The sequence below is a fragment of the Streptomyces sp. NPDC031049 genome (genome assembly GCF_055571015.1).
In genome coordinates this window covers 362,372-385,202 of sequence record NZ_JBVIGC010000004.1, presented here as the reverse complement: position 1 = coordinate 385,202, position 22,831 = coordinate 362,372, and the positions used below count along the sequence as shown (strand labels likewise).

The 22,831-nt window shown below is 74.9% G+C and carries 16 protein-coding genes and 3 pseudogenes; 12 read left to right on the top strand and 7 right to left on the bottom strand.

Going from position 1 to position 22,831, the window contains the following annotated elements; all coding sequences use genetic code 11:
- Window positions 1–28 precede the first annotated feature (28 nt).
- Window positions 29–1,366 (top strand): extracellular solute-binding protein, encoded by a 1,338-nt coding sequence (locus ACZ45Q_RS09475; protein ID WP_468257550.1) that lies wholly within the window; start codon window positions 29–31, stop codon window positions 1,364–1,366.
- Window positions 1,367–1,376: 10 nt separating this feature from the next.
- Here ACZ45Q_RS09475 and ACZ45Q_RS09470 read toward each other — a convergent pair whose 3' ends face one another.
- Window positions 1,377–1,565, bottom strand: coding sequence for a hypothetical protein (locus tag ACZ45Q_RS09470; RefSeq protein ID WP_468257299.1), 189 nt, complete (start codon window positions 1,563–1,565; stop codon window positions 1,377–1,379).
- Between the two features lie 137 nt (window positions 1,566–1,702).
- On the opposite strand from ACZ45Q_RS09470, the gene ACZ45Q_RS09465 reads away from it, so the two are divergent.
- The 3 genes and pseudogenes from ACZ45Q_RS09465 to ACZ45Q_RS09455 all read left to right on the top strand — a co-directional run.
- Window positions 1,703–3,055, top strand: coding sequence for a helix-turn-helix domain-containing protein (locus ACZ45Q_RS09465; protein WP_468257296.1), 1,353 nt, complete (start codon window positions 1,703–1,705; stop codon window positions 3,053–3,055).
- A gap of 145 nt (window positions 3,056–3,200) precedes the next feature.
- Window positions 3,201–3,719 (top strand): annotated as a pseudogene (locus ACZ45Q_RS09460) (GAF domain-containing protein); the annotation flags it as partial.
- 387 nt (window positions 3,720–4,106) lie between these two features.
- A pseudogene (locus tag ACZ45Q_RS09455) lies at window positions 4,107–4,289 on the top strand (ANTAR domain-containing protein); the annotation flags it as partial.
- A gap of 51 nt (window positions 4,290–4,340) precedes the next feature.
- Here the strand turns inward: ACZ45Q_RS09455 and ACZ45Q_RS09450 are convergent.
- A complete protein-coding gene (locus tag ACZ45Q_RS09450; protein ID WP_468257293.1) occupies window positions 4,341–5,135 on the bottom strand; it encodes a hypothetical protein in 795 nt (264 codons plus the stop codon).
- A gap of 446 nt (window positions 5,136–5,581) precedes the next feature.
- On the opposite strand from ACZ45Q_RS09450, the pseudogene thrS reads away from it, so the two are divergent.
- The 3 genes and pseudogenes from thrS to ACZ45Q_RS09435 all read left to right on the top strand — a co-directional run.
- Window positions 5,582–6,814: pseudogene (gene thrS, locus ACZ45Q_RS09445) on the top strand (threonine--tRNA ligase); the annotation flags it as partial.
- Window positions 6,815–6,941: 127 nt separating this feature from the next.
- Entirely contained in the window at window positions 6,942–7,877 is a 936-nt protein-coding gene (locus ACZ45Q_RS09440) for a nucleoside hydrolase (protein WP_468257548.1), read from the top strand.
- A gap of 92 nt (window positions 7,878–7,969) precedes the next feature.
- A complete protein-coding gene (locus tag ACZ45Q_RS09435; protein ID WP_468257290.1) occupies window positions 7,970–9,640 on the top strand; it encodes a glycoside hydrolase family 13 protein in 1,671 nt (556 codons plus the stop codon).
- Window positions 9,641–9,665: 25 nt separating this feature from the next.
- Here ACZ45Q_RS09435 and ACZ45Q_RS09430 read toward each other — a convergent pair whose 3' ends face one another.
- From ACZ45Q_RS09430 to ACZ45Q_RS09415, 4 genes are all read right to left on the bottom strand, one after another.
- Window positions 9,666–10,169, bottom strand: coding sequence for an FxLYD domain-containing protein (locus ACZ45Q_RS09430; RefSeq protein ID WP_468257287.1), 504 nt, complete (start codon window positions 10,167–10,169; stop codon window positions 9,666–9,668).
- A 141-nt stretch (window positions 10,170–10,310) separates the two neighbouring features.
- Entirely contained in the window at window positions 10,311–14,162 is a 3,852-nt protein-coding gene (locus ACZ45Q_RS09425) for a trypsin-like peptidase domain-containing protein (RefSeq protein WP_468257285.1), read from the bottom strand.
- A gap of 34 nt (window positions 14,163–14,196) precedes the next feature.
- Window positions 14,197–14,523, bottom strand: coding sequence for a trypco2 family protein (locus ACZ45Q_RS09420; protein WP_468257283.1), 327 nt, complete (start codon window positions 14,521–14,523; stop codon window positions 14,197–14,199).
- Between the two features lie 129 nt (window positions 14,524–14,652).
- Window positions 14,653–15,027, bottom strand: coding sequence for a DUF6479 family protein (locus tag ACZ45Q_RS09415; protein WP_468257280.1), 375 nt, complete (start codon window positions 15,025–15,027; stop codon window positions 14,653–14,655).
- Window positions 15,028–15,171: 144 nt separating this feature from the next.
- On the opposite strand from ACZ45Q_RS09415, the gene ACZ45Q_RS09410 reads away from it, so the two are divergent.
- The 3 genes from ACZ45Q_RS09410 to ACZ45Q_RS09400 all read left to right on the top strand — a co-directional run bounded on the left by ACZ45Q_RS09410 (window position 15,172) and on the right by ACZ45Q_RS09400 (window position 19,785).
- The gene (locus ACZ45Q_RS09410) at window positions 15,172–16,785 is read left to right on the top strand and encodes a right-handed parallel beta-helix repeat-containing protein (RefSeq protein WP_468257277.1); all 1,614 of its coding nucleotides are present in this window, start codon (window positions 15,172–15,174) and stop codon (window positions 16,783–16,785) included.
- Between the two features lie 243 nt (window positions 16,786–17,028).
- Window positions 17,029–18,027, top strand: coding sequence for a CE1 family esterase (locus ACZ45Q_RS09405; RefSeq protein WP_468257274.1), 999 nt, complete (start codon window positions 17,029–17,031; stop codon window positions 18,025–18,027).
- Between the two features lie 126 nt (window positions 18,028–18,153).
- Complete coding sequence (locus tag ACZ45Q_RS09400) at window positions 18,154–19,785, top strand: penicillin-binding transpeptidase domain-containing protein (RefSeq protein WP_468257271.1); 1,632 nt, start codon at window positions 18,154–18,156, stop codon at window positions 19,783–19,785.
- A 14-nt stretch (window positions 19,786–19,799) separates the two neighbouring features.
- On the opposite strand, the gene ACZ45Q_RS09395 is transcribed toward ACZ45Q_RS09400, so the two are convergent.
- Complete coding sequence (locus tag ACZ45Q_RS09395) at window positions 19,800–20,072, bottom strand: twin-arginine translocase TatA/TatE family subunit (protein WP_468257268.1); 273 nt, start codon at window positions 20,070–20,072, stop codon at window positions 19,800–19,802.
- Window positions 20,073–20,347: 275 nt separating this feature from the next.
- On the opposite strand from ACZ45Q_RS09395, the gene ACZ45Q_RS09390 reads away from it, so the two are divergent.
- The gene (locus ACZ45Q_RS09390) at window positions 20,348–21,700 is read left to right on the top strand and encodes a hemolysin family protein (protein WP_468257266.1); all 1,353 of its coding nucleotides are present in this window, start codon (window positions 20,348–20,350) and stop codon (window positions 21,698–21,700) included.
- A complete protein-coding gene (locus tag ACZ45Q_RS09385; RefSeq protein WP_468257263.1) occupies window positions 21,697–22,719 on the top strand; it encodes a hemolysin family protein in 1,023 nt (340 codons plus the stop codon). The genes ACZ45Q_RS09390 and ACZ45Q_RS09385 overlap by 4 nt, the downstream gene beginning before the upstream one ends.
- Window positions 22,720–22,831: the final 112 nt, after the last annotated feature.

Sequence of the window (22,831 nt, the reverse complement as noted above, 5' to 3'; positions counted from 1 at the left end):
CGCGGCGCTGCTGCTCGCGTTCCTGCCGGTGCTGGCCTGTACGGGCGGTGACGCGGACGGGACCGCCACACCGGCGCCCTCCGCCGACGTGCCCGGCGACATCGTGGTCGCCAGCGGCCGGGACGTCACCGGCAGGAACGGCATCCGCCAGCGGCTCATCGACGCCTGGAACGAGGCGCAGGAACAGGAGGGCACCGGCTACCGCGCGCGGCTGGTCGAACTGCCCGGCAGTGCCGACGAGCAGCGCAGCCAGCTGCTCGGCGCGTTGCAGTCCGGCAGCTCCGCCTACGACGTGGTCAACCTGGACGTGACCTGGGTGCCGGAGTTCGCCGCCGCCGGCCTGGTCCGGCCGCTGCCGCCGTCGCTGGTCGGCGAGGACGTCATCGCGCCCGTCGCCAGCACGGCACGCTGGGCCGGGGAGGTGTACGCCGCGCCGTTCAACAGCGACGTCGGCCTGCTGTACTACCGGCGCGACCACCTGCGTCACGCGGGCGTCGACCGGCCCGACCTGGACGGCGGCGGGTTCGGCTGGCCGGAGCTGCGGACCCTGATCAACACCGTCGACGAGCACACCCCGAGACCCCGGGGGTATGAGAAGGGCTGGACCACGCAGCTCGCGGCCTACGAGGGGCGCACGGTCAACGCCGTGGAGGCGTTCGCGTCGACGGCCGAGGACTTCGCGCTCACCGACGAGGACGGCCGCTACACCGCCGACACCGAGCAGCTGGCCCGGGGCATCGCGGAGCTGCGCCGCCGCACCGAGGTGTCGTACACCCTCGCCGACGCCGAGCGTTCCGACGAGGCGGCCTCCCTCGGCGACTTCGCCGACGGCCGCACCACGTTCCTGCGGCACTGGCCCTACGTCTACGCCACGCTCCACCAGTCCTTCACCACCGGGCAGCTCGGGGTGACCGCGCTGCCCGGCCGGGCCGTGCTGGGCGGGCAGAACCTGGCCGTCACGGCCTCCTCCCAGCGCCCGGCCAAGGCGGTCGAGCTGATCAGGTACCTCACCGGCCCGGAGAGCGAGCGCTGTCTGCTGGACGCGGGCTTCGCGGCGACGCGCACGTCGGCGTACACCGACGACGGGCTGCGGTGCCCGGTCTCCGGTGCGGCGCCCTCGGCGGCCCCGACCGGGGAACGCCCCGACCGGATGCCCCGCGACGCCGCGGGCCGCCCGGCCCACGCCCGCCCGGTGCTGCTGCCCGCCCTCCAGCGGGCGGTGCACCGCCCGCGCACGCCGCTGTACGGGGCCTTCACCCAGACGTTCACCACCCAGCTGGGGGCGTTGTTCACGGAGCGTCCGCCGGACGACGCGGCGCTGGCGAAGAGCCTCGACGCCGCGCTGCGCCGGGCGCTGCCCGACTGACCGGTGCCGGTCAGTCCGCGCGGCCGGCGGCCTGCTCCACGGTCCGCGGGGCCGGGTCGGTCTGCTGGACCGGCGAGGCCGGGGCCGGGGTCGCCCGTGCCGGGCCCGCGTTGCCGGCCAGGACGAGGGTGGCCACGGCGACGAGAGCGGCGGCGCAGCCCCTGGCGTAGCGCTCCGCGGCGCGTGTGCGTCCGAGCACGGCGACCTCGCAACAGCGATCGGGTGAAGTCGGCAACGGCGCCAACAAGGCAACAGTGATGTGTTAAGCATGCTTAACGCGCCGTTTAACCTAGGGGCCCCGGCAGCCAACGGCAAGGGCCGCAGGAGGAGTTGACCGTGTCGAACCGTGACGATCCGGCGGTGATCGGACGCCGGGTGCAGCGGATGCGGGTCGAGCGCGGTCTGACCCAGCGGCAGTTGGCGGAACCGGCGTACACCCCCGCCTACGTCTCCACACTGGAGGCCGGCCGGGTGCGCCCCTCCGACGAGGCCCTGCGGCACATCGCCGAGCGGCTCGGGGTGGCGTACGAGGAGCTGCTCACCGGGCGTCCCGCCCGCCTCGCCACCGACCTGCGCCTGAGGCTGACCGAGGCGCGGCGCACGCTCGCCACCGAAGGCGCCGGGCAGGCGGCCGAGCAGTACGGCGCGCTGCTCGCCGAGGCCGAGGAGCACGGGCTCGCAGAGCTGACCGCCGAGGCGCTGCTCGGGCTCGGGGACTGCGCGCTGGAGAGCGGCGAGCTGGAGGAGGGGCGGCGCTGCTTCGAGCGGGCGGAGGAGTGCCTGGCCGCCGCCGACGCCCCGCTGCCCGCCCGGGTGCCCGCCCTGCGCGGCCGGGCCGTCGCCCACTACCTCACCGGTGAACTGCGGTACGCCGTCTACCTGCTGGAGACCGCCCTCGACGAGCTGAACCGCGGTGGACTGCACGACCCGGACGCCCTGCTCATGCTCTACGCCAGCGTCATCGGCCCCTACATGGACATGGGCGCCCACGCCCGCGCCGCCCAGGCCGCCGAACTCGCCCTCGCGCTCGCCCCGAGCGCGGGCGACCCGGCGCTGGTGGCCCGCATGCACCGCACGGTCGCCCGTACCCTGCTCGCCGAGGGGCGCCTCGCCGAGGCCGACGCCTCGCTCGCCAGGGCGGCCGAGCTGTACCGCACCCTCCAGCTTCGCACCGAGCTGGCCAACTGCCACTGGATGCGCGGGTACGTCCACGCCCAGAACGGCGAACTGGAGCGGGCCGAGGCGGAGTTGCGCGAGGCCCTGGAGATGCTGTCGGCCAGCCGCGCCGCCCTCTACCGCAGTCAGGCCGCCGTGGAGCTGGCCGACGTCCTGCACCGGCGCGGCGAGTCCGGCCAGGCCGCCGCGCTGCTGCACGAGGTGCTGGACGACCTGTCCTCCGAGCGCGGCGCCGTGCACGCCGCCGGCGCCCACCGGCTGCTCGGCATCATCGCCGAGGACGCCCACGACACCGAGGCCGCCGAGGAGCACTACGTCCGAGCGCTCAGCCTGCTGGAGCGCGCGGGCGCCGCCGGAGACCTGGCCGACCTGTGCCGGCTCCTGGGCGACCTGCTGCGCCGCACCGGACGGGTGGAGGCGGCCATGGACGCCTACCGCACCGGGCTCGGGCACCGTACGGCCCCGGGCACGACCACCCTCGGGCCGGCGCCCGCGCAGCCGCCGCTCCAGTGAGGCCGCCGCGGTGCGACCTGGCGGTTTCGCACCGGCCGTGAGGGGTAGTCGGGGCTCGTCTCCGGACCCGGGCGAAAGCACCGGCCCTGCACGGTGGACCGGGGCCCGCCGACGACGTTGCAGGCCGCGTCGAACGAAGGAGGCGATGGACGTGCGGCCCAGCGACGGACGCGGTGGCGACGTCCCGGGCGACGACGAACCACCGCCTCCGCCCCTGAACGCCTCGGACCTGATCGCCGAGGGAGTGCGGGGCGCCTCACCCGGCGAGGTGCCGGGGCGGCTGTGCCGCATGGCGGTGCGGCTGCTGCCCGTGACCGGCGCGAGCGTGTCCCTGCGCAGCGACGGCCTTCCGGTACGGCTGTGTGCCAGCAGCGAGCGGGCCGCGCGCCTCTCCGAGATCCAGGCGACCCTGGGCGACGGCCCGTGCGTGGAGGCCGGCGCGGCGGGCGCGCCCGTGCTCGCCGGTGACCTGACGGCCGGCGACGACGCCGGCCGCTGGCCCGTCTACGCCCAGCAGGTGACGGCCGCCGGGGTACGGGCGGTGTACGCGCTCCCCCTGGGCGACGCCGGCGCCTGCGTCGGCACCCTCGACCTCTACCGCGACATCCCCGGCGAACTCACCGGCCCCGAACTGCACACGGCACGGATCGTGGCCGACGTGATGACGACGGCTCTGATGGCGCTGCCACACGGGTGGGACCACGAGGACGGCGCGGACTTCGAGGAGTACGCCGGCTACGACGGGTACGAGGGCGGCCCGGACGGCGCGTATCAGGAGGACCACGGGGACGGGGCGGCGTACGAGGAGCACGGGGACTTCGGCGAACACGGGGACCCCCGCCGACACGGGGACCAACGGCCCCACACCGACCGGGAGCGCGGCGCGGACGGCCGCCGGGAGGCGGCGTCGGCCGAGGCCTCCTCCGACGCTTCCGCCTCCTCCTCCGACGCTTCCACCGCCGCCTCCTCCGATGCCTCCGGCGCCTGTGGCGAGTCCGGCGCCGATGACGCGACCGGAGCCGCCGATGCCGCCCGGGGCTGGATGCGGCGCTGGCTCGGTGGCGCCCACGACCAGGTGCACCAGGCCGTCGGCATGATCATGGCGCAGCTGGGCGTCGGCGCCGACGAGGCGCTGGCACGGCTGCGGGCCCACGCCTTCGTGCGCGGGCGGACGGCGCACGAGGTGGCACGCGACGTCGTCGCCCACCGGGACCGCGTGGAACGCGACCCGTAACGCGGGCGCGGGCGCGGGCGCCGGCACAGGGGACGGCCGGGGGCAGGGTGGTCACACCAGGGCCCGCCCCTGCCTCCTCGCCTCCGCCAGGCGCCGGGCGCCGGTCTCCGCGGCCGTCCACGCCACGTCGTCCGGTACCTCGCCCAGGCCGCCGTGCGTGAGGCCGACCGCGTCGTCACCGACCCGCACGGCGGCCAGGACGACGGTGAGCACGTTGTCCCCGGCGCCCGCCGCCGGGAGCGTCAGCGTCACCCGCAGCCCCTCCCGGTCGTCGCCGGCCTCGGGCAGGTCCAGGCCGGTGACCCGGACGTCCTGGACCTCGCCCCTGGCGGTGCGCGCCGGGAAGCGGCCGCACCGGTCCGGCAGCGACCGCAGCCAGGCCAGCGCCCGGTCCACGTCGGCCGCGCGGTGGGCGGTGATCCGGTAGTGCAGCTGAGTCCCTCCGACGGGGTCGTCGAAACCGGCCTCGGCACGGAGGGCGGCGCCGGGACCGAAGAGGTCCTCGGTGTAGAGGACGTCCAGCAGCCGGTGGCAGTCGCGGTCCTCGGCGGTGGCCTTCAGCCGTCCGTCCCGCCAGGTCGCCGCTCCGCGCGTCGGCAGCCATTGCTCCCCCAGGTCGTTCAGGTCGTCCTCGGTGATCAGCGCGGCCTCGGCCTGGGCCGTGGTGAGCGTGGGCGCGGCGGCGGGGGTGGGGACGGTGGCCGGGGACCGGGTGGCCGGCGCCGAGACGGGGGCCGTCGGGGCGGTGGAGGCCGGGCCGCTCACGGAGCAGGCGGCCAGGGCCGGCAGCAGGGCGGCGGCGAGGGCGGGGACGAGGCGGGGGCGGGCGGCCGGGGAGCGGTGCATCAGGGGGTGCCTCCTGGGGCCGGTGCGGTCGCGCCCCTCCACGCCACCACCGCCTCCGGCCCCCCACCAGCGCGCGGGCCCGTCCGGGTGAGCGCGCCCCCGCCGCTTGGGGGCTGCCGCCCCCAGCCCCCCGCTTCGGCCTGAACGGCCTCGTCCTCAAACGCCGGACGGGGCTGGTACGTCAGCCCCTCCGGCGTTTGAGGAGCGGGGGTCCGGGGGCGAAGCCCCCGGGGACGGGACGGGTAGGGGCGGCGGGGCGAGAAAAAACCGGTCGCGTGCCACCGGCCCCCTTGCTACGGTCCCGTCCATGCAGCGCACCCGTGCCCCCCGCACGACGACGCCGGAGAGTGTCCCGGCGCGCTGACAGCTGACCGAATGTCCGAAGCCCCGGGGCGAGTCCCCGGGGCTTCGTCGCGCGGTGCTCGCCCTCCTCCGGACGCAACCGAGAGGAACCCACCGTGCACGACCACCGCCGCCTCGGCCGCGACCTCGCCCTCTTCGGCACCGACCCCCTGATGGGCGCCGGACTGCCGTACTGGCTGCCCGACGGCGCCACCGTCCGGCACGCCCTGGAGGAGTACGTCCGCGACGCCGAGCGCCGCGCCGGCTACCGCCACGTCGGCTCACCCGTCCTCGGCAAACGCGAGCTGTACGAACTGTCCGGCCACTGGGCCCACTACCGCGACGACATGTTCCCGCCGATGGACCTCGGCGGCGAGCAGGTCGTGCTCCGCCCCAGCCTCTGCCCCCACCACGCCCTGATCTACCGCTCCCGCGCCCGCAGCCACCGCGAACTCCCCCTCCGCATGGCCGAGCTGGGCGCCATGTACCGCGCCGAGCTGTCCGGAGTCCTGGGCGGCCTGACCCGGGTCCGGGCCATCCACCTCAACGACGCGCACATCTTCTGCACCCCCGACCAGGCCGTCGACGAGGCACGCTCCGCCCTCGCGCTGATCCGCCGGGCCTACGCCGACCTCGGCATCACCGCCGCCCGCCACCGCCTCTCGCTGCCCGCGCCGGGCGGCAAGTACGTCGCCGACCCGGAGCTGTGGCGGCGGGCCACCGCCCTGCTGGAGGAGGCCCTGGACGGGGTGCCGTACGAGGCGGTCGAGGGCGAGGCGGCCTTCTACGGCCCCAAGATCGACGTGCAGATCGCCGACGCCGCCGGCCGGGAGAGCACCCTGTCCACCGTCCAGATCGACTTCCACCAGCCCGAACGCTTCGGCCTGCGCTACACCGGCCCCGACGGCGCCCCGCACCGTCCGGTCATGGTGCACCGCAGCGTCATCGGCAGCGTCGAACGGGCGGTCGCCCACCTGATCGACGTGCACGGCGGCGCCTTCCCGGTGTGGCTGGCGCCGGTCCAGCTGGTGGTGCTGCCGGTCGGCCCCGACCAGGAGGAACGGGCGTACGACCTGGTGCGCCGGGCCACCGCCGGCGGGCTGCGCGCCGAGGTCGCGGGACCCGACCGCGGCACCCTGGGCGCCCGGGTCCGGGCGGCGCGGCTGGTGCCGTACCAGGTGGTGATCGGCGCCCGCGAGGCGGCGTCCGACGACGACCTGGTGGCCGTACGCCTGCGCGACGGCCGCCGCCCCGGCCCGCTGCCCGCCGCGGAGCTCCTCGACCGGATCGCCCGGCGGGCCGCGGCGCGCGGCACCGGCCTGTGGGAAGACGCGTAGGGTCACCGCCGCAGGCCCCGGAAGACGAGGAGCGCTCGCCGTGACGACGACCGACCACACCGACCCGACCGGACGCGGGAACGGGCCCCACCGGCCCGACCGGGCGGCCGGCCGCCGTCCCACCCCGGTGATCATCGACTGCGACACCGGCATCGACGACGCCCTCGCCCTGCTCCTCGCGGTCCGCCACCCGGCGCTCGACCTGCGCGCGGTCTCCTGCGTCGCCGGCAACACGGACGTGGACGGCGTCGTCCGCAACACCCTCACCGTGCTGGAACAGGCCGGCGCCCCGGACGTCCCCGTCGCCCGGGGCGCCGAACGCCCGCTGATCGAGGGCGTCCGCACCGCCCGGCACGTGCACGGCCACGACGGCATGGGCGACCTGGGGCTGCCCGCGCCGGCCCGGCGCCCCGCCGACGCCGACGCGGTCACCCTGCTGCGCCGGGAGATCCTCGCCTCGCCCCGCCCGGTCACCCTGATCCCCACCGCGCCGCTGACCAACATCGCCCTGCTGCTGCGCACCCACCCCGAGGTGACCCGCAACATCGAACGGATCGTCTTCATGGGCGGCGCGGTGGCCACCGGCAACGCCACCCCGGTCGCGGAGTTCAACGTCTGGCACGACCCGGAGGCGGCGGCGATCCTGCTGACGGCCGGGGTGCCTCTCACCATGTACGGCCTGGACGTGTTCCAGCGGGTGATCGTCCCCGGCCCGGACGTCCGCCGGCTGCGCGCGAGCGCCGAGCCCGGCACCCGGCTGGCCGGTGAACTGCTCGCCCACCGCGGCCCGGCCACCGACGCCTCCGACCCCGGCGGGGGCCTCGGCGACGCCGGCGCGGTCTGCGCGGTCGCCGACCCGGAGGGCGTGACCACACACCGCCTGCCCGTCGAGGTCTGCCTCGCCCCCGGCCCGGCCCGCGGCCAGACGGTCGTCGACCGCCGCGTCCGCCCCGGCGAGTCCGAACTCCACGAGGGCACCAGGGAACAGGCGCTGGTGGACGTGGCCCTGGACGTCGACGTGACCCGGTACGTGCGGCTGTACCTGGAGGCGGTGGAACGCTAGCCACGACGGGACACGGCCACGACGGTGTTCACTTTCCCGGCGATGTGGACAGACCTACTCATGTCGCCCGCACACATCGCCGAGGAGGCCGCGTGACCGTACGCACCACCACCAGCACGCCCGACCTGTCGTCCCAGGACCCCAACTGGTGGCGGCAGGCCGTCATCTACCAGGTCTACCCGCGCAGCTTCGCCGACGCCGACGGCGACGGGCTCGGTGACCTCCGCGGCGTGACCCAGCGCCTCACCCATCTGGCCGCCCTCGGTGTGGACGCGCTGTGGCTCAGCCCGTTCTACCCGTCCGAACTCGCCGACGGCGGCTACGACGTGGACGACTACCGTGCCGTGGACCCGCGCCTGGGCACGCTGGACGACTTCGACGCCATGGCCGCCGAGGCCCACCGGCTCGGCCTGAAGGTCATCGTCGACCTCGTCCCCAACCACACCTCGCACCGCCACGTGTGGTTCCAGGAGGCCCTGCACGCGGGCCCCGGCTCCCCGGCCCGCGACCGGTACGTCTTCCGCGACGGCCGCGGCGAGCACGGCGAGCTGCCGCCCACCGACTGGCAGTCGGTGTTCGGCGGCAGCGCGTGGCGGCGGGTGCCGGACGGCCAGTGGTACCTGCACCTGTTCACGCCCGAGCAGCCGGACCTGAACTGGGAGAACGAGCAGGTGCGGACCGACTTCCGCACGACGCTGAAGTTCTGGTCCGACCGGGGCGTGGACGGTTTCCGCGTCGACGTCGCCCACGCCCTCGCCAAGGACCTGACGGAGCCGCTGCGCGACCTCGGCGCCCCCGAACTGAGCAGCGAGGCGGCGCTGGTGGACTTCGCCCCCGGCACCCACCCCTTCTACGACCGCGACGAGGTCCACGAGATCTACCGCGACTGGCGCAAGATCCTCGACGCCTACTCCCCGCCCCGCATGGCGGTCGCCGAGGCCTGGGTACCGGGCGCCCGCCGCGCCCTGTACGCCCGCCCGGACGAACTGGGCCAGGCCTTCAACTTCGAGTACCTCCAGGCGTCCTGGGACGCCGCGGAGCTGCGCGCGGTGATCGAGGGGTCGCTGGCCGACGCCGCGGCGGCCGGCGCCTCCGCCACCTGGGTCCTGTCCAACCACGACGTCGTCCGCCACGCCACCCGCCTGATGCTCCCGCCGGACACGGACACCGACGCCTGGCTGCTGTCGGGCGGCACCGCCCCGTCCGTCGACGAGGCGGCCGCTCTGCGCCGCGCCCGCGCCGCGACCCTGCTGATGCTGGCGCTGCCGGGCTCGGCGTACGTCTACCAGGGCGAGGAACTCGGCCTGCCCGAGGTGGCCGACCTGCCCACCGAGGTCCTCCAGGACCCGATCTGGGAGCAGACGGGCCATGTCCGCAAGGGCCGCGACGGCTGCCGGGTGCCGCTGCCGTGGACGACGACCGGCCCGTCGTACGGCTTCGGGCCGGGTGGCGCCTGGCTCCCCCAGCCACCGGCCTTCGCCCGGTACGCCGTCGAGGCGCAGGACGGTGCGGAGGGCTCGACCCTGGAGCTGTACCGCACGGCCCTGCGGCTGCGCCGCAAGCTGCTCACCGACGAGACCCTCACCTGGGCGGACGACACCCCGCCGGGCGTGCTGCGGTTCGACCGCTGCGACAACTGGCGCTGCGTCGCCAACTGCTCGGACACGGCCGTCGACCTGCCGGCCGGCGAGCTGCTGCTGACCAGCGCCCCCCTGGAGGGCGGCCGGCTGGGCCCGGACACGACGGCGTGGCTGGCCCTGTGACCGGGGCCCGCGGGACGCCCCGGCGTCAGTAGCGCACCGCCCGCGCGACCCTCGCGCGCACGTCGTCCGAGAGGTCGCGTGTGCTGCGGGCGGTGGCGCGTCCGGACTCGCCGGGCGGCGCGTCGTCGACGGTGGCGACCGCCGTGTCGAGCAGGTTGCCCTTGCGGTCGGTGAAGTCCACCTGCACGGCGAAGGTCTTGGCGGTGTCGGTGGTGTTCCGGGCGGTGATCTCGACGGTGGCCCGCCCGTCCTCGCCGGTCCGCGGATCGCCGAGGGTGACGTCGTCCCGTACGTCGACGCCCTCGGTGATCTCCTCCAGCCACCGTCCGGCCTCGGCGGTGGCGGAGGCCAGCACGTCCGCCCCCTCGGAGGCCAGCGAGGACGCGGCCGACGCGGCCCGGCTCGCGGCGCCGGCGGCGCTCTCGGCGGGAGACGGTGGTGGCTCGTCGTCGCCGCCGGAACAGCCGCTCAGCACGGCCGTCAGCACGAGAACGGCACCGGCCGCCCGACACATCCGGTGAGCGGCCATGTCGCCTCCAGGGACCTCGGAACGTCCCCACCAGTGAAGGCCGGTGACCGCCGGAGCGCACGCCCACGGCCCGCCGAACGGGCGACACCGGGGAGCCGGGCCCGGGGAGCCCGGCATCGAGGGCGGGCGCCGAGACATCGGTCAGGGGCTGCGCAGCGCGACGGTGGGCGGGGCCGGCAGGAGGTGACCGAGCACCGCCTCGGACTCCCGCTTCCACTGCTCGTCCTCCGGATGGCACATCCACCCGGACACCCACGTCCGCATCCGCACGATCAGCGGCCCGGACTGCTCCGGGCCGAACCGGCCACCGCGGATCATCGCGGCCACCCGCGAGACGAGGGCGTGGTAGTAGGACCCGGGCGCGCACCTCAGGGAGTCCGGACGCATGACCCAGACGTGGAGCAGGTCGTCGAGGCGTGCGGCGCCGATCCCGGAGTAGAAGACGCGCAGTCGGCACAGTTTCTCGAACAGGCCGTCCATTTCGGCCCTGGTGTTGATGGAGCCGCCGCCCTCGGTGCCCTGGGCGAAGTGGGCCTCGAGCGCGATCAGGGTCCATTTCGCCAGCAGGGGGTGGCCGTCGATCGACCGGGACACGGCCGTCAGACGCCAGGCGACATCCTCCGTGCCCGGGTTGTCGATCACCCCTTTGAGGATCAGCGCCGCCGTCTTGGTGGTGATGAGGCCCTGCCGTCCGAGGTGCTTGGCCACGAAGCCGACGTCGGAGCGGTCCGAGTGGCTGGCCACCCAGTGCTCCACGTCCTCGAGGAAGGCCGGGCCGAAGCTCGCCGCCCGGTAGTGCGCGAGCAGCGGGGGCAGGACGAAGCCGGCTTCGAGGGTCGTTCCGTGGTCCCGCAGCCAGCGCAGGGCGCACTCGACGGCCTGGGTCGCCGGGCGGCCCGTCAGCCGGCGGCCCAGCAGCGGACCCAGCACGAAGTTGGCCTGCGAGAGCGTCGCGTGGGCCCGCAGCCAGGCCAGCGCCCACTCGACCGCCTGCGTGGCGGCCCGCTCCGGCAGCCGGCGGCCCAGCAAGGGCCCCAGGACGAACTGCGCCTCCGGCAGGGCGCCGTGCAGACGCAGCCAGGTGAAGGTGTGGGACAGGGCCCGGGTCGCGGAGGTGTCGTCCAGGTGCCGGTGCAGGAGGGAGTCGAGGACGAAACCGGCTTCCCGGGTGGTGCCGTGCAGGGCGAGCCAGGTCAGGGCGCGGTCGACGGCCTCGGTGGCGTCGTCGGCGGCGAGGTCGCGGTCCAGCAGCGGGGCCAGCACGAACTGGGCCTGCTGGAGTTGGCCGTTGACGCGCAGCCAGGCGAGGGTGTGCTCGACCGCACGGGCCGCGGGGGCCTCCTCCAGCCGGCGGCTCAGCAGGGGCTTGAGGACGAAGCCGGCCTCCTGCGTGGTGCCGTGCAGGGTGAGCCAGGTGACGGCGCGGTCGACGGCCTGGGTGGCGTCGGCGGACGCCATCTCGCGCTCCAGCAGCGGGGCGAGGACGAACTGTGCCTCGGAAAGGGTGCCGTGCCGGCGTAACCAGGTGAAGGTGTGGGACAGGGCGCGGGCCGCGGAGGTCTCGTCCAGGTGGCGGTGCAGGAGCGGGTCGAGGACGAAGCCGGCCTCCTGCGTGGTGCCGTGCAGGGTGAGCCAGGTCAGGGCGCGGTCGACGGCCTGGGTGGCGTCGGCGGACGCCATCTCGCGGTCCAGCAGCGGCCCCAGGACGAACTGGGCTTCCAGCAGGTCCCCGTGGAGCCCCAGCCAGGCGAAGGTGCGCTCCACCGCCCGCGCCGCGGCGTCCTCCTCCAGCCCGGTGCCCAGCAGCGGGCCCAGGACGAAGCTGGCCTCCAGCGAGGTGCCGTGCAGGTCGAGCCAGGCCAGCGATTCGCCGACCAGGCGCTCGACGTGCGGCGGTCCGACCGCCCTGAGGCCCTTGTAGAACAGGTGCCGGGCCGGCAACGAGCGCCCGTGCCGGGTCAGCCACGGCCCGATCAGCTCGTTCCAGCAGCCGAAGACCGTCCGGCCCCAGGCGGGGTTGTCGATGACGGCTCCCAGCGCGTAGGAGCCCTCGTCCTCCGACACCCCGACGATCTCGCCGAGCTCGGCGACGTGCTCACCGAACCAGGTGCCGCAGAACCGGGACAGGGCGTCGGCGCGCCCGTCGATCTCGAGGTCGCGCAGGAGACGCCCGATGTTCGAGGCGTACCGGCCGACGGTGCGGCCCCGGGTCAGGCATCCGGACAGGATCCGGGACGTCGCACCGCGGCGCACGGAGTCGCTCAGCGGATGGATCGCGGTGCGTTCCAGCAGCTGGTCGGCGACGATGTCGTGAACGGTCGCCAGCCCGACGGGCGTGGGGATCACCCAGCCCATCCGCAGCAGCGCTCCGAGGAGGTGCTCGGCGAGTTCGTCGTCCTCGTCGCAGACCCGGGCCCCGCAGGCCGCCACGTCCGCCTCGTCCTGGGGCATGGCCGCGGCCATCGCGGCGCACGCCTGCATGGCGAGGGACGAGGTCAGGTCGCCGGACTGTCCGCGCACCTGCTCCGAGAGCAGCCGGTCGTCCTCGTCGAGGCGGCGGGCGAGCCAGTCCAGGAGCTGTCCGGGGCGCACTCCGCCGAGCGAGGACAGCTTGCCCTCCCGGGCCAGGGTCTCGGCCTCGGCGGCGATCAGCATGGCGATGATCGGGCGCCGGCCGCAGAGTTCGAAGAGCCGGTCCCGGCCCACGACCGAGACCGCGGTGGGCGCCAGCGAACTCGCGATCTGCCGTCTGATCCTCTCCTCGTGCTCGCCGTCCGGCGAGATGTCCAGCGGCTTGAACAGCGGCCGGGCCGGGTGGCTCTCCGGGTGGTAGTACCAGCCCGGACGGGCCGACGCGAGAAACGCCACCCGGGTGCCGCGGCTCGCCGTCCTGGGTATGAGGCGGTGGCGCAGCGCGTGGAAGTCCAGGCCGTGGCACTGGTTGATGTAGTCGATGATCACCAGTACCCGCGGGCCGACCGGGCCCTCCAGGACGGAGATCAGCTGATCGGTCGTGACGTGCGGCTCCCCGGGCTTGACGTGCAGCACCGTCCAGCCGGCGGCCACGGCCCGGTCGCCGACCTCCAGACAGGTCCGGGTCTTGCCCACGCCCGCGGGGCCGAGCAGCAGGACGCCGCACTCTCCGGCGGTCCTCTCCAGCTGGGCGAGGAGCTGGTCGGGATGGGCGGCGGAGGTGGGGGCGGGCGGGACGTAGGGGAGCTGGTCGCCGCGGAGGTTGGCGGCCATGCCGATCAGCCCGGCGACCTCCTCGCGGTGGTCCACGACGCCGCTGGGATACGCGGTGGCGTCGCCCGGGACGGGCTCGACGCGGTGCTCCCCGGCGTTCACCAGCGAGGCGAACCGGTGATCGGCCACCAGCGCGGTGATCCGCACCGCCTCGATGCGGCCGGCGGGGAAGTCCGCGGGGTCGGAGACCACGACCCCGAGCACGAGGCGTCCGTCGCCGGTCAGCAGGGCGGCGCCCGACTGCCCCGCCCAGGGGGAGGGACGCCGCGGGACACCGGCGGCGTCGGGTCTGGCGGGGAGCGGCGAAGGGGCCACCAGCTCCGAGTTCAGGGCGTAGCGGCCGTCCTCGTGGCCGGTCGAGGGCATCACCTTCCACCAGTGTTCCTCGATCCGGCGCCGCCCGGACGCCGTGACCCGCGCGGCGGGATAACCGACCGTCAGGCAGTCGACCGGCCGGGGGCCCCGCAGCGCCCCGAACCGCGTCGCGGTCTCCTCCGGCGACCAGGCCGCCGCGTCGAGCCGCACCAGCGCGGCGTCGAGTCCGAGGTGGTCGGCCCGCCACACGACGGTGCCCCGGCTCGCGTGGCCGGCGTCGCCGTCCCGCGGGGTCCGGACGGAGCAGGGCTCCGCCAGGCGCCCGACCACGTGCCCGGCGGTCAGGACGAGGTCCGGTGCCACCGCGTAGCCCGTGCCCTTCCGGGCACCGGTCACCTCGACGGTGCGCCTGACGTGGTTGGGTTCCGTCACGGCGGGGCCCCCTCCCCGGTGTCCTGGACGTGACCTAGAAGTCGTCCCCGATCAGCGTCTCCTGTCCCGCGCCGAGGGACGTGTCCAGCGGCTTCATGGTCAGGGTGATGCGGTGGGTGGCGGCGTCCTCACGTTGGCGACCGCCCCCCGCGGTCAGGACCTGCCACAGGGTGATCTTCCCGTTCACGTCGCGTGTGGCCTTGGCGACGACCTCGAGGTCCAGGGTGATGGAGTCCACGGAGAACCGCACCCGTTCGCGCTCGCCGGCCTCCATGGAGGCCTGAAGCTCCGACCGGAGGTGGCTCAGCGCGTCGGTGAGAGAGATGCCGTACTCGTCCGGCAGGGCGCGGTCGGCGGTCATGCAGCCTCCTGGTGTGATGCGGCCGATCACATACGGTAGCTGCTGGTGCCATGGTTCCGGACGGGAACCGGCAACCCCGCCGGACGGCCCGAGCGCATCCCGGCCGGTGCCCGGCCGGCCCGCGCCCGCTCAGAAGTGTCCCGGCCCGCCGCCCCCGAACGATCCGCTCGACCCCGGCAGCCAGCGGCGGCGGTTCTGGTCCTTGCCGCGGCGGGTGGAGGCGTGGTGGAGCTCGTACGGCATGAGCCGTGCGCCTCCGTCGGCGGCGAGGGGCACGTCGTCCGGCTCCCGCACCTCGCGTTCCTCGCGGACGGGCCCGGTGTCGGGCAGGTGCGGCTGCTCGTCGGCGTGGGGGCGCGGGGACTCCCGGTCCATCACGCGCATGCCGACGCGTACGGCCCAGACCAGCGCGCCGGCGATCACCAGCCCGCCGATGAAGGCCAGGGTCATGTAGAGCGCGTGGTCCGCCGAGACGGCCAGCGGTACAAACGGTGCCGTACTCATGCTCCGATTATCGCCCTGTTGGCTGATTAATGCGATGAATAGTCGGAAATGCCCGCACTGTCGCCCCCGCTGCCGCCGTGCGCGATTGGTCCGGCCGCCCGCTGGTACCCGGCCCCCTGACCCGCGTCACCGGAAGGAGCCCCCATGTCTCTCCCGCCGGCGGTCGACGCCCGTGAACACGGGCTGGTCGGGGACGGTGTCACCAACGACCAGCCCGCCCTGCAAAAGCTGGTGGACGCCCTGGGGGAGGAGGTCGCCCGTGACGGACGGCCGAGGATCGTCCGGGTGCCCGCCGGGCGGTACGTCGTCCGGGACCAACCCGTGCTCTGGCGCAGCGGCGTCTCGCTGATCGGCGCCGGCCGCGGCGCCACCTGCTTCGCGCTGAGCAACCCGGGAGCGCCGGAGCAGCCCGTGCCGCTGGCCTGGTACACCACGGCCCAGCACGGCGCCGGCCGGGACCACCACATCGCCGACGTCACCTTCGCCCACTTCGAGATCGACGGATCGCAGGTGCGCACCCCCGAGTACGACGTCCTGGCCAAGGGGCTCGGGATCCAGTACGTGCTGCGCGGACGCTTCACCGACCTGTACATCCACGACACCGCCGCCACCGGCTTCGGGTGCGACTTCCTCCAGGACACCGTCGTGGAGGGCGTGCACGCCGAGCGGTGCGGACGGCAGGACCCCGGGGAGTCCATGGGCGGCGCCGGCATCGGCATCGGCGTCGGCGGCTGGGGGCCCGTCGAACGGCTCGCCGTGACCGCCTGCACCGCCCTCGGCAACGGGACCAACGGCATCTTCCTCGAACTCCAGCAGGAGGAGTGGGCGCCGCCGCGCGGCATCCGGATCACCGCCTGCCACGCCGAGGACAACCGCTTCGGCATCTCCGACTGGGGCGCCGACGGACTCCTGGTCACCGGATGCACCATGATCGGCAACCACCAGGCCGGGTTCGACGTGTCCTCGCAGGGCACCACCAGCGTCGGCGGGCGCGGCGGCATCGTCACCGGCTGCCTCATCGACGGCAACGTGCTCGACGGGGTGGGCCTGGGCAACACACCGGGCCCCTACTCCTTCCGCGGCAACCGCATCAGCAACAACGGCCGCTACGGCTACTGGCAGCACAACCTCGCCGGCGGCGACCAGGAGCCGGCCACCGACATCGTCCTGGAGTCCAACGACATCCGGCACAACGCCCTGGACGGCGTCCGCGTCGACGCCCCCCTGCGTGAGCCCGCCCTCATCGGCAACCGCGTCCACGGCAACGGCCGGCGCACCGCACCGGCCGCCCGGGGCGGCGGCGAGGGCGTGCGCTTCAGCGACCTGACGATGACCGACGAGACCGCCGACTGGACGCCGGACGGGCACCACGGCAAGGAGCTGACCGTGGGGGACCGGACCGCCGTGGTGGTGGGCAACACGGCCACCGAGCTGCGCCTCGCCCCCCGGCGTCCCGGTGCCCGCACCGCCTGGGCGGACGGCACGCCCGAGCCCGGCTCCGCCTACCGGCTCCCCGACGCGCCCGCCCCGCGCGCCGGCCTCACCGCCGACTCCGACCTGACCCACCCCTACCTGCACGGCAACCGCGTCTGGGACGACGGGCGGCCCCGGACCCAGTCGCACGCCCTGTGGGTGACGGAACGGGCCCACTGGACCGGCGGACGGGTCTCGGGCAACGACTTCAGCGGCAACGCCTCGGCCGCGACCCGCTTCGACTCCGCCCCGAGCGGCGGACGCTGGCGCGACAACGACGGCTGAGCGGCGAGGGTTGACGACGAGGGTTGACGCGACGTCGGCTGAACGAGGAAGGCTGACGCGACGTCGGCCGGTACGGCGGCGGGCGATACGGCGACGGCCGGGAATGTGACGCTTCTGCAACAGCCGGCCGGCGCCCCGGCCTCCCGCAACAGGGCCGCGACCAGCAGTCATACGGGTCACCTATCGGTTCGAGACCGACAGAGATCTTGGACATCGCGGTGCCCGCGTTGCTCTCCTCGGTACATGCCCCTCGCCCAGCCCACCCGTTCCGCCCGCCCCGCGCGGTCCGCCCCGGCCGTCGGCGCCCTCGCCGCCGTGCTCGTCCTGCTCCTCGCCGGCTGCGGCTCCTCCGCCGAGTCCGTGCGCCGGGACCCCTCCCCGGCGGCCACCCGGTCGGCCTCCGCCCCGCCCGAGTCCCGTGAGCGGCTGCGCGTGGACGGCCACACCCGCCACTACCTGCTGCACCGGCCGTCGGCGGACGGCGAGCGGGGCCGCCGCCCGCCGCTCGTCATCGCCTTCCACGGCCGCGGCTCGTCGCCGGCCGAGCTGCGCGAGCGGAGCAGGCTGACCGCCGACGCGCGGGCGCGCGGCATGCTGATCGCCTACCCCGAGGGCCTGCACCAGGGCTGGGGCGCCGGTACGCGGGCGACCCCGCAGCGGCCCGACCCGGAACACGACGTGCGCTTCACCGAGGCGCTGGTGCGGCACCTGGTCCGCACCGAAGGGGCCGACCCCGGGCGGGTCTACGCCGTCGGCTTCTCCAACGGCGGCTCGATGGCGCTGCGGATGGCCGCCGAGCGCCCCGCGCTGCTGGCCGGCGCGGCCTCCGTCGCCGGCCAACTGCCCTCCGGGTCCGCCGCCGTGGAGCCGGCCGGGCGGGTGCCGGTGATGGTCGTCTACGGCGAGGACGACCCCGTACGCCCGCTCGCCGGGTGGGCCTCCCCGCCGGCCGGCGAGGGCGAGCCGGTCATCCCGACCCGCTCGGCGCGGGCCAGCGCCGAGGCGTTCGCCGTGGCGGGCGGCGCGGGGGAGCCGGTCACCACCAGGGAACGGGGGCACGACCGGACGGTGTGGCGGCTGCCGGACGACGCGGGCGAGGTCCGGCTGCTCGTCGTGCACGACGCGGGCCACACCTGGCCGGGCTCGACCGCCACCCCGCCCGAGGGCTTCGGCCCCACCAGCAAGGCCCTGGACGCCACCGCCACGATCCTCGACTTCTTCACCCGCGGCCCGGGCCGCTGACCGCCGCCCCCTCGACCTCTGCCCGTGCGGCCACGGCCGCTGACCGCCCGCCCTCCTCGACCCCTGCCCGTGATCCCCGACTTCTTCCCGCGCGGCCACGGCCGCCGACGACAAGGGAGCCCTGACGTGTACGACACCAGCACGCCCGCCGCCCGCCGCAGACCCCGTACCGCCCTGCGGGCCGTCACCGCGGTGGCCGTCGTCCTCGCGGTCGCCGCCGGCGGCTCCTACGCGGCCGGGATCGGCCCCTTCGCCCGCGAGGACGGCCCCGACCCGGCCGCCATGGAGCAGGCCCGCGGCTTCCTCGCCGACTGGGCGGCCGGCCGGCTGCCGGACGCGGCCGAGCGCACCACCCGGCCCCAGCGGGCGCAGGAGGTGCTCCAGAGTTTCACCGCGGGCCTCGACATCACCGGGCCCAAGCTCACCGCGGCGCCGGGCGAGGACGCCGAGGAGGCCGAGGACGGCACGCTCACCGTGCCCTACACCGCCCGGATGCCCGTGGAGGACCTGGGGACGTGGACGTACCGGGCCCAGCTGCCGCTGCGCGAGCAGGGCGACGGTTCCTGGAAGGTGGACTGGCGGCTGTCGCTGGTCCACCCGAGGCTGAGCGAGACGGAGAAGTTCCGGCTGGAGCGGGAGGAGACCGCGCCGCCCGAGGCCGTCGACCGCGACGGCGAGAAGCTCACCGCGGCCGAGTACCCGTCGCTGACGCCCGTGCTGGCCCGGCTCGGCGGCGGGGCGGACGGCGGACCCCGCGGCGCGGTGGAGCTGGTGGACCGGGCCACCGGCGAGGTGCGGCGCACCGAGGCCCGCTTCGGCGAGCGGCCGAAGGGCGCCGCGGACGACGGGCCGGTGCGCACGACGCTGGACGCGACCTGGCAGGCGGCGGCGGAGAGGGCGCTGGCCGAGGCCGACGGCAAGAACGCCGCGCTGGTCGCCCTGCGCGTCGACAACGGGGAGATCCTCGCCGTCGGCAACTCCCCGGCGTCCGGCTTCAACCGGGCCGTCTCCGGAACCTACGCACCCGGCTCCACCTGGAAGCTGGTCACCAGCAGCGCGCTGCTGATGAAGGGCGCGGTGAAACCGGACGACGTCGTGGACTGTCCGAAGTACCTCACGGTCGGGAAGCGGTTCCAGAACGTGGAGCTGTCCCAGTTCCCGGGCGCGACGTTCGCCAAGGACTTCACCGAGTCCTGCAACACCGCGTTCATCAGCCTGCGCGGCAGGCTCGCCGACGGAGAGCTGGGCGAGGTGGCCCGCACCCGCTTCGGGGTCGGCCAGGAGTGGCACATCGGGGTGCCGTCGTACGACGGTTCCGTCCCGGTGCCCGAGGACGAGACGGAGAAGGCCGCGTCGATGATCGGGCAGGGCCGGGTGCAGGCCAATCCGCTGATCATGGCGTCGGTGACGGCCACCGCGGTCTCCGGGCGCTTCCACCAGCCGTCGCTGACCGCCGGGAACGAGGACACCACCCGCACCGAGCCGCTCCCCGACGAGGTGGTCGCGCAGCTGCGCACGATGATGCGGGCCACCGTCACCGAGGGCACCGCGAGCGTCCTGGCCGATCTGCCCGGCGAGGTCGGCGCCAAGACCGGCACCGCCGAGGTCTCCGAGGACCAGGAGAACAACGGCTGGCTGGTCGCCCACCGGGGCAACGTCGCCGTGGCCGTCGTCGTGGAGGAGGGCGTCACCGGCGGCGGCTCGGCGGGCCCGGTCGTCCACAGCCTGCTGTCGGCGGTGCCGGACGACCCGGCCTGAGCGGGGTCCGCCGGTCAGTCCTCCCTGCGGATCGCCTCCCCCTGGATCACCCGCGGCTCCCGGGGCTCCCGAGCGGTTCCGGGGGCCTCGGCGGCACCGGGGGCACCGGCGGTGCCGCCGGTGCCGCCGAGGCCGGCCGCCGCCCCGGTCTCCCGCATCGCCTGGCGCTCGGCCTTGAGGATGCGGGCGGACTTGCCCGCCGAGCGGGCCAGTTCCGGCAGCTTCTTCACGGCCAGCACGGCGATGACCACGATGAGGATGATGGCCAGCTCGCTCAGCCCGAACATGGTGCCCCCTGTCGGTCGGATGTCGTCGGACGGTTCGGCGACCGCACCAGTGTCGGTCAGAGATCGAACCCAAGACTAGGTCTACAGCCCTGTAGAGGAATAAACTCGGGTGCTCACAAGGTTGACCGAAACGCTTTGCCCGCCCTTTACCATGGGTGCTGACCCGTTTCACGACTCGTCAAGGAGCCCCGTTCCGTAATGGAGCCTCCCAGTACCGGCTGTGTCATAGTCCGCGGTGACCTCGCCGCGGCCCCCGAAGGAGCGGGGGTGGCACGGTGACCGAGGTCCTGCTGCTCCTGCTGGCCCTCCTCCTCACCCTGGCCTGTGCCGTCTTCGTCGCGGCCGAGTTCTCACTGACCACCGTCGAGCGCGGCGACCTCGAGCGCGCCGCGGAGTCCGGTGAGCGCGGTGCCGAGGGCGCCCTGAAGGCCGTGCGCCGGCTGACCGTCCAGCTGTCCGGCGCCCAGCTCGGCATCACCGTCACGTCCCTGGTCATCGGCATGCTCGCCGAGCCGTCCATCGCCGTCCTGCTGCGCGGTCCGCTGCGCGCGATCGGCCTGGGCGGCGCGGCCTCCACCGTCGCCACCCTGCTCGGCGTGGCGATCTCCACCGTCGTCCTGATGGTCGTCGGCGAGCTGGTCCCCAAGAACTGGGCGATCTCCCGGCCGCTGGCCGTCGCCAAGGTGGTCGCCGGCCCGCAGCGCGGCTTCACGGCCGCGTTCGGCCCGTTCATCACCCACCTGAACAACACCGCCAACCGCTTCGTCCGCCGCTTCGGCCTGGAGCCGGCCGAGGAACTGGCGTCCGCCCGCACCCCCGAGGAACTGGTCGCCCTGGCCCAGCACTCGGCCGCGGAGGGCGCCCTGGAGGCGGACTCGGCGGAGCTGTTCGTGCGCACCCTGCACCTGAGCGAGCTGACCGCCGAGAACGTGATGACGCCGCGCGTCGACGTCAAGGCCCTGGAGGCGCACGCCACGGCCGCCGACGCCGCCAACCTCACCCACGCCACCGGCCTGTCCCGCTTCCCGGTCTACCGGGACAGCCTCGACGAGGTCGTCGGCACCGTCCACATCCGCGACGTGCTGGCCCTGGACCCCGGGGAGCGGGCGGTCACGCCGGTCACCGAGCTGGCCACCGCGCCCCTGCTGGTCCCCGACAGCCTGCCCGCCGACCGGCTCCTGGAGCGCATGCGCGCCGCCCGCACCATGGCCGTCGTCATCGACGAGTACGGCGGCACGGCCGGTGTGGCGACGGTGGAGGACATCGTCGAGGAGGTCGTCGGCGAGGTCCGCGACGAGCACGACCCCGTCGAGGTGCCGGACCTGCTGCCCGCCCCCGCCGGCGCCGACGGCCGCGAGGCCTGGGAGGCGGACGGCTCCGTCCGTATCGACCGGCTCGCGACGATAGGCCTGACCGCGCCCGAGGGGCCGTACGAGACGGTGGCCGGACTGGTCGCCACCCACCTGGCGCGCATCCCGGCCAAGGGCGACGCCGTCGACCTGGACGGCTGGCGGGTGGACGTCCTCGACGTGGACCACCACCGCGCCGACCGGGTCCGCATCACGGCGCCCGCCCCGGCCCCGCAGGCCGGGCAGCAGACCGACAAGCAGCCCGAGGTGGCCCGGTGACCGCGATCCAGCTCCTCATCGGCGCCCTGACGCTGTTGACCAACGCCTTCTTCGTGGGCGCCGAGTTCGCCATGATCTCGGTGCGCCGCAGCCAGATCGAACCGCGGGCGAAGGAGGGCGACAAGCGCGCCCGCATGACCCTGTGGGGCCTGGAACATCTCTCGGCGATGATGGCGACGGCCCAGCTGGGCATCACCGTCTCCTCGCTGGTGCTGGGCGCGGTCGCCGAACCGGCCATCGCGCACCTGCTGGAGCCCGCGTTCGAGGCGGTCCACATCCCGCACGCGCTGATCCACCCGATCGCCTTCGCGATCGCGCTGACCCTGGCGACGTACCTGCACATGCTGATCGGCGAGATGATCCCGAAGAACATCGCGCTGGCCGCCCCGGCCGCCACCGCGATGGTCCTCGGCCCGCCGCTGGTCGCCGTCACCCGCGCCCTGCGCCCGGTCGTCTTCGGCATCAACGCCTTCGCCAACGGGCTGCTGAAGCTGCTCCGGGTGGAGCCCAAGGACGAGGTCGAGGCGGTCTTCACCGACGACCAGCTCGCCCGCATGGTGGTCGACGCCAGCGAGGCCGGCCTGCTCACCCCGGCCGACGGCGAACGCCTGCGCGACGCCCTGGAGCTGGGCACCCGGCCGGTCGGCGAGATCCTCGTCCCGGCCGTGCAGATGCGCACGGTGACGCACACCGTCACCCCGGCCCAGCTGGAGCGGCTGGCGGCCGAGGCGGGCTTCTCCCGCTTCCCGGTCACCGGACCCAACGGCACGCTCCTCGGCTACCTGCACATCAAGGACACCCTGGGCCTGACCGACCGCGACCGGCCGTTCCCGCGCTCGGCGCTGCACACGGTCACCCGGGTCCGCATCGACACCCCGCTGGACGACACCCTCACCGCCCTGCGCGCCGACGGCAGCCACCTGGCCGCGGTCACGGGCGAGACGGGCACCGTCCTCGGCTTCGTGACGATGGAGGACGTGCTGACCGAGCTGGTCGGGCCGGCCCCGGCGACGACCTGACCCGTGACAGGGGCCGCGGGGGGGGGGGGGGGGGGGGGGGGGGGGGGGGGGGGAGGGGGGGGGAGGGGAGGGGGGGGGGGAGGGGAACAAAAGAAAAGAAAGGGGGGAGGAG

Bases quoted from the DNA above. Each gene is read 5' to 3' on its own strand.
- ACZ45Q_RS09450 (WP_468257293.1), bottom strand. From the start codon at position 5,135: ATGCACCGCTCCCCGGCCGCCCGCCCCCGCCTCGTCCCCGCCCTCGCC.
- ACZ45Q_RS09430 (WP_468257287.1), bottom strand. From the start codon at position 10,169: ATGGCCGCTCACCGGATGTGTCGGGCGGCCGGTGCCGTTCTCGTGCTG.
- ACZ45Q_RS09420 (WP_468257283.1), bottom strand. From the start codon at position 14,523: ATGACCGCCGACCGCGCCCTGCCGGACGAGTACGGCATCTCTCTCACC.
- ACZ45Q_RS09415 (WP_468257280.1), bottom strand. From the start codon at position 15,027: ATGAGTACGGCACCGTTTGTACCGCTGGCCGTCTCGGCGGACCACGCG.
- ACZ45Q_RS09410 (WP_468257277.1), top strand. From the start codon at position 15,172: ATGTCTCTCCCGCCGGCGGTCGACGCCCGTGAACACGGGCTGGTCGGG.
- ACZ45Q_RS09405 (WP_468257274.1), top strand. From the start codon at position 17,029: ATGCCCCTCGCCCAGCCCACCCGTTCCGCCCGCCCCGCGCGGTCCGCC.
- ACZ45Q_RS09395 (WP_468257268.1), bottom strand. From the start codon at position 20,072: ATGTTCGGGCTGAGCGAGCTGGCCATCATCCTCATCGTGGTCATCGCC.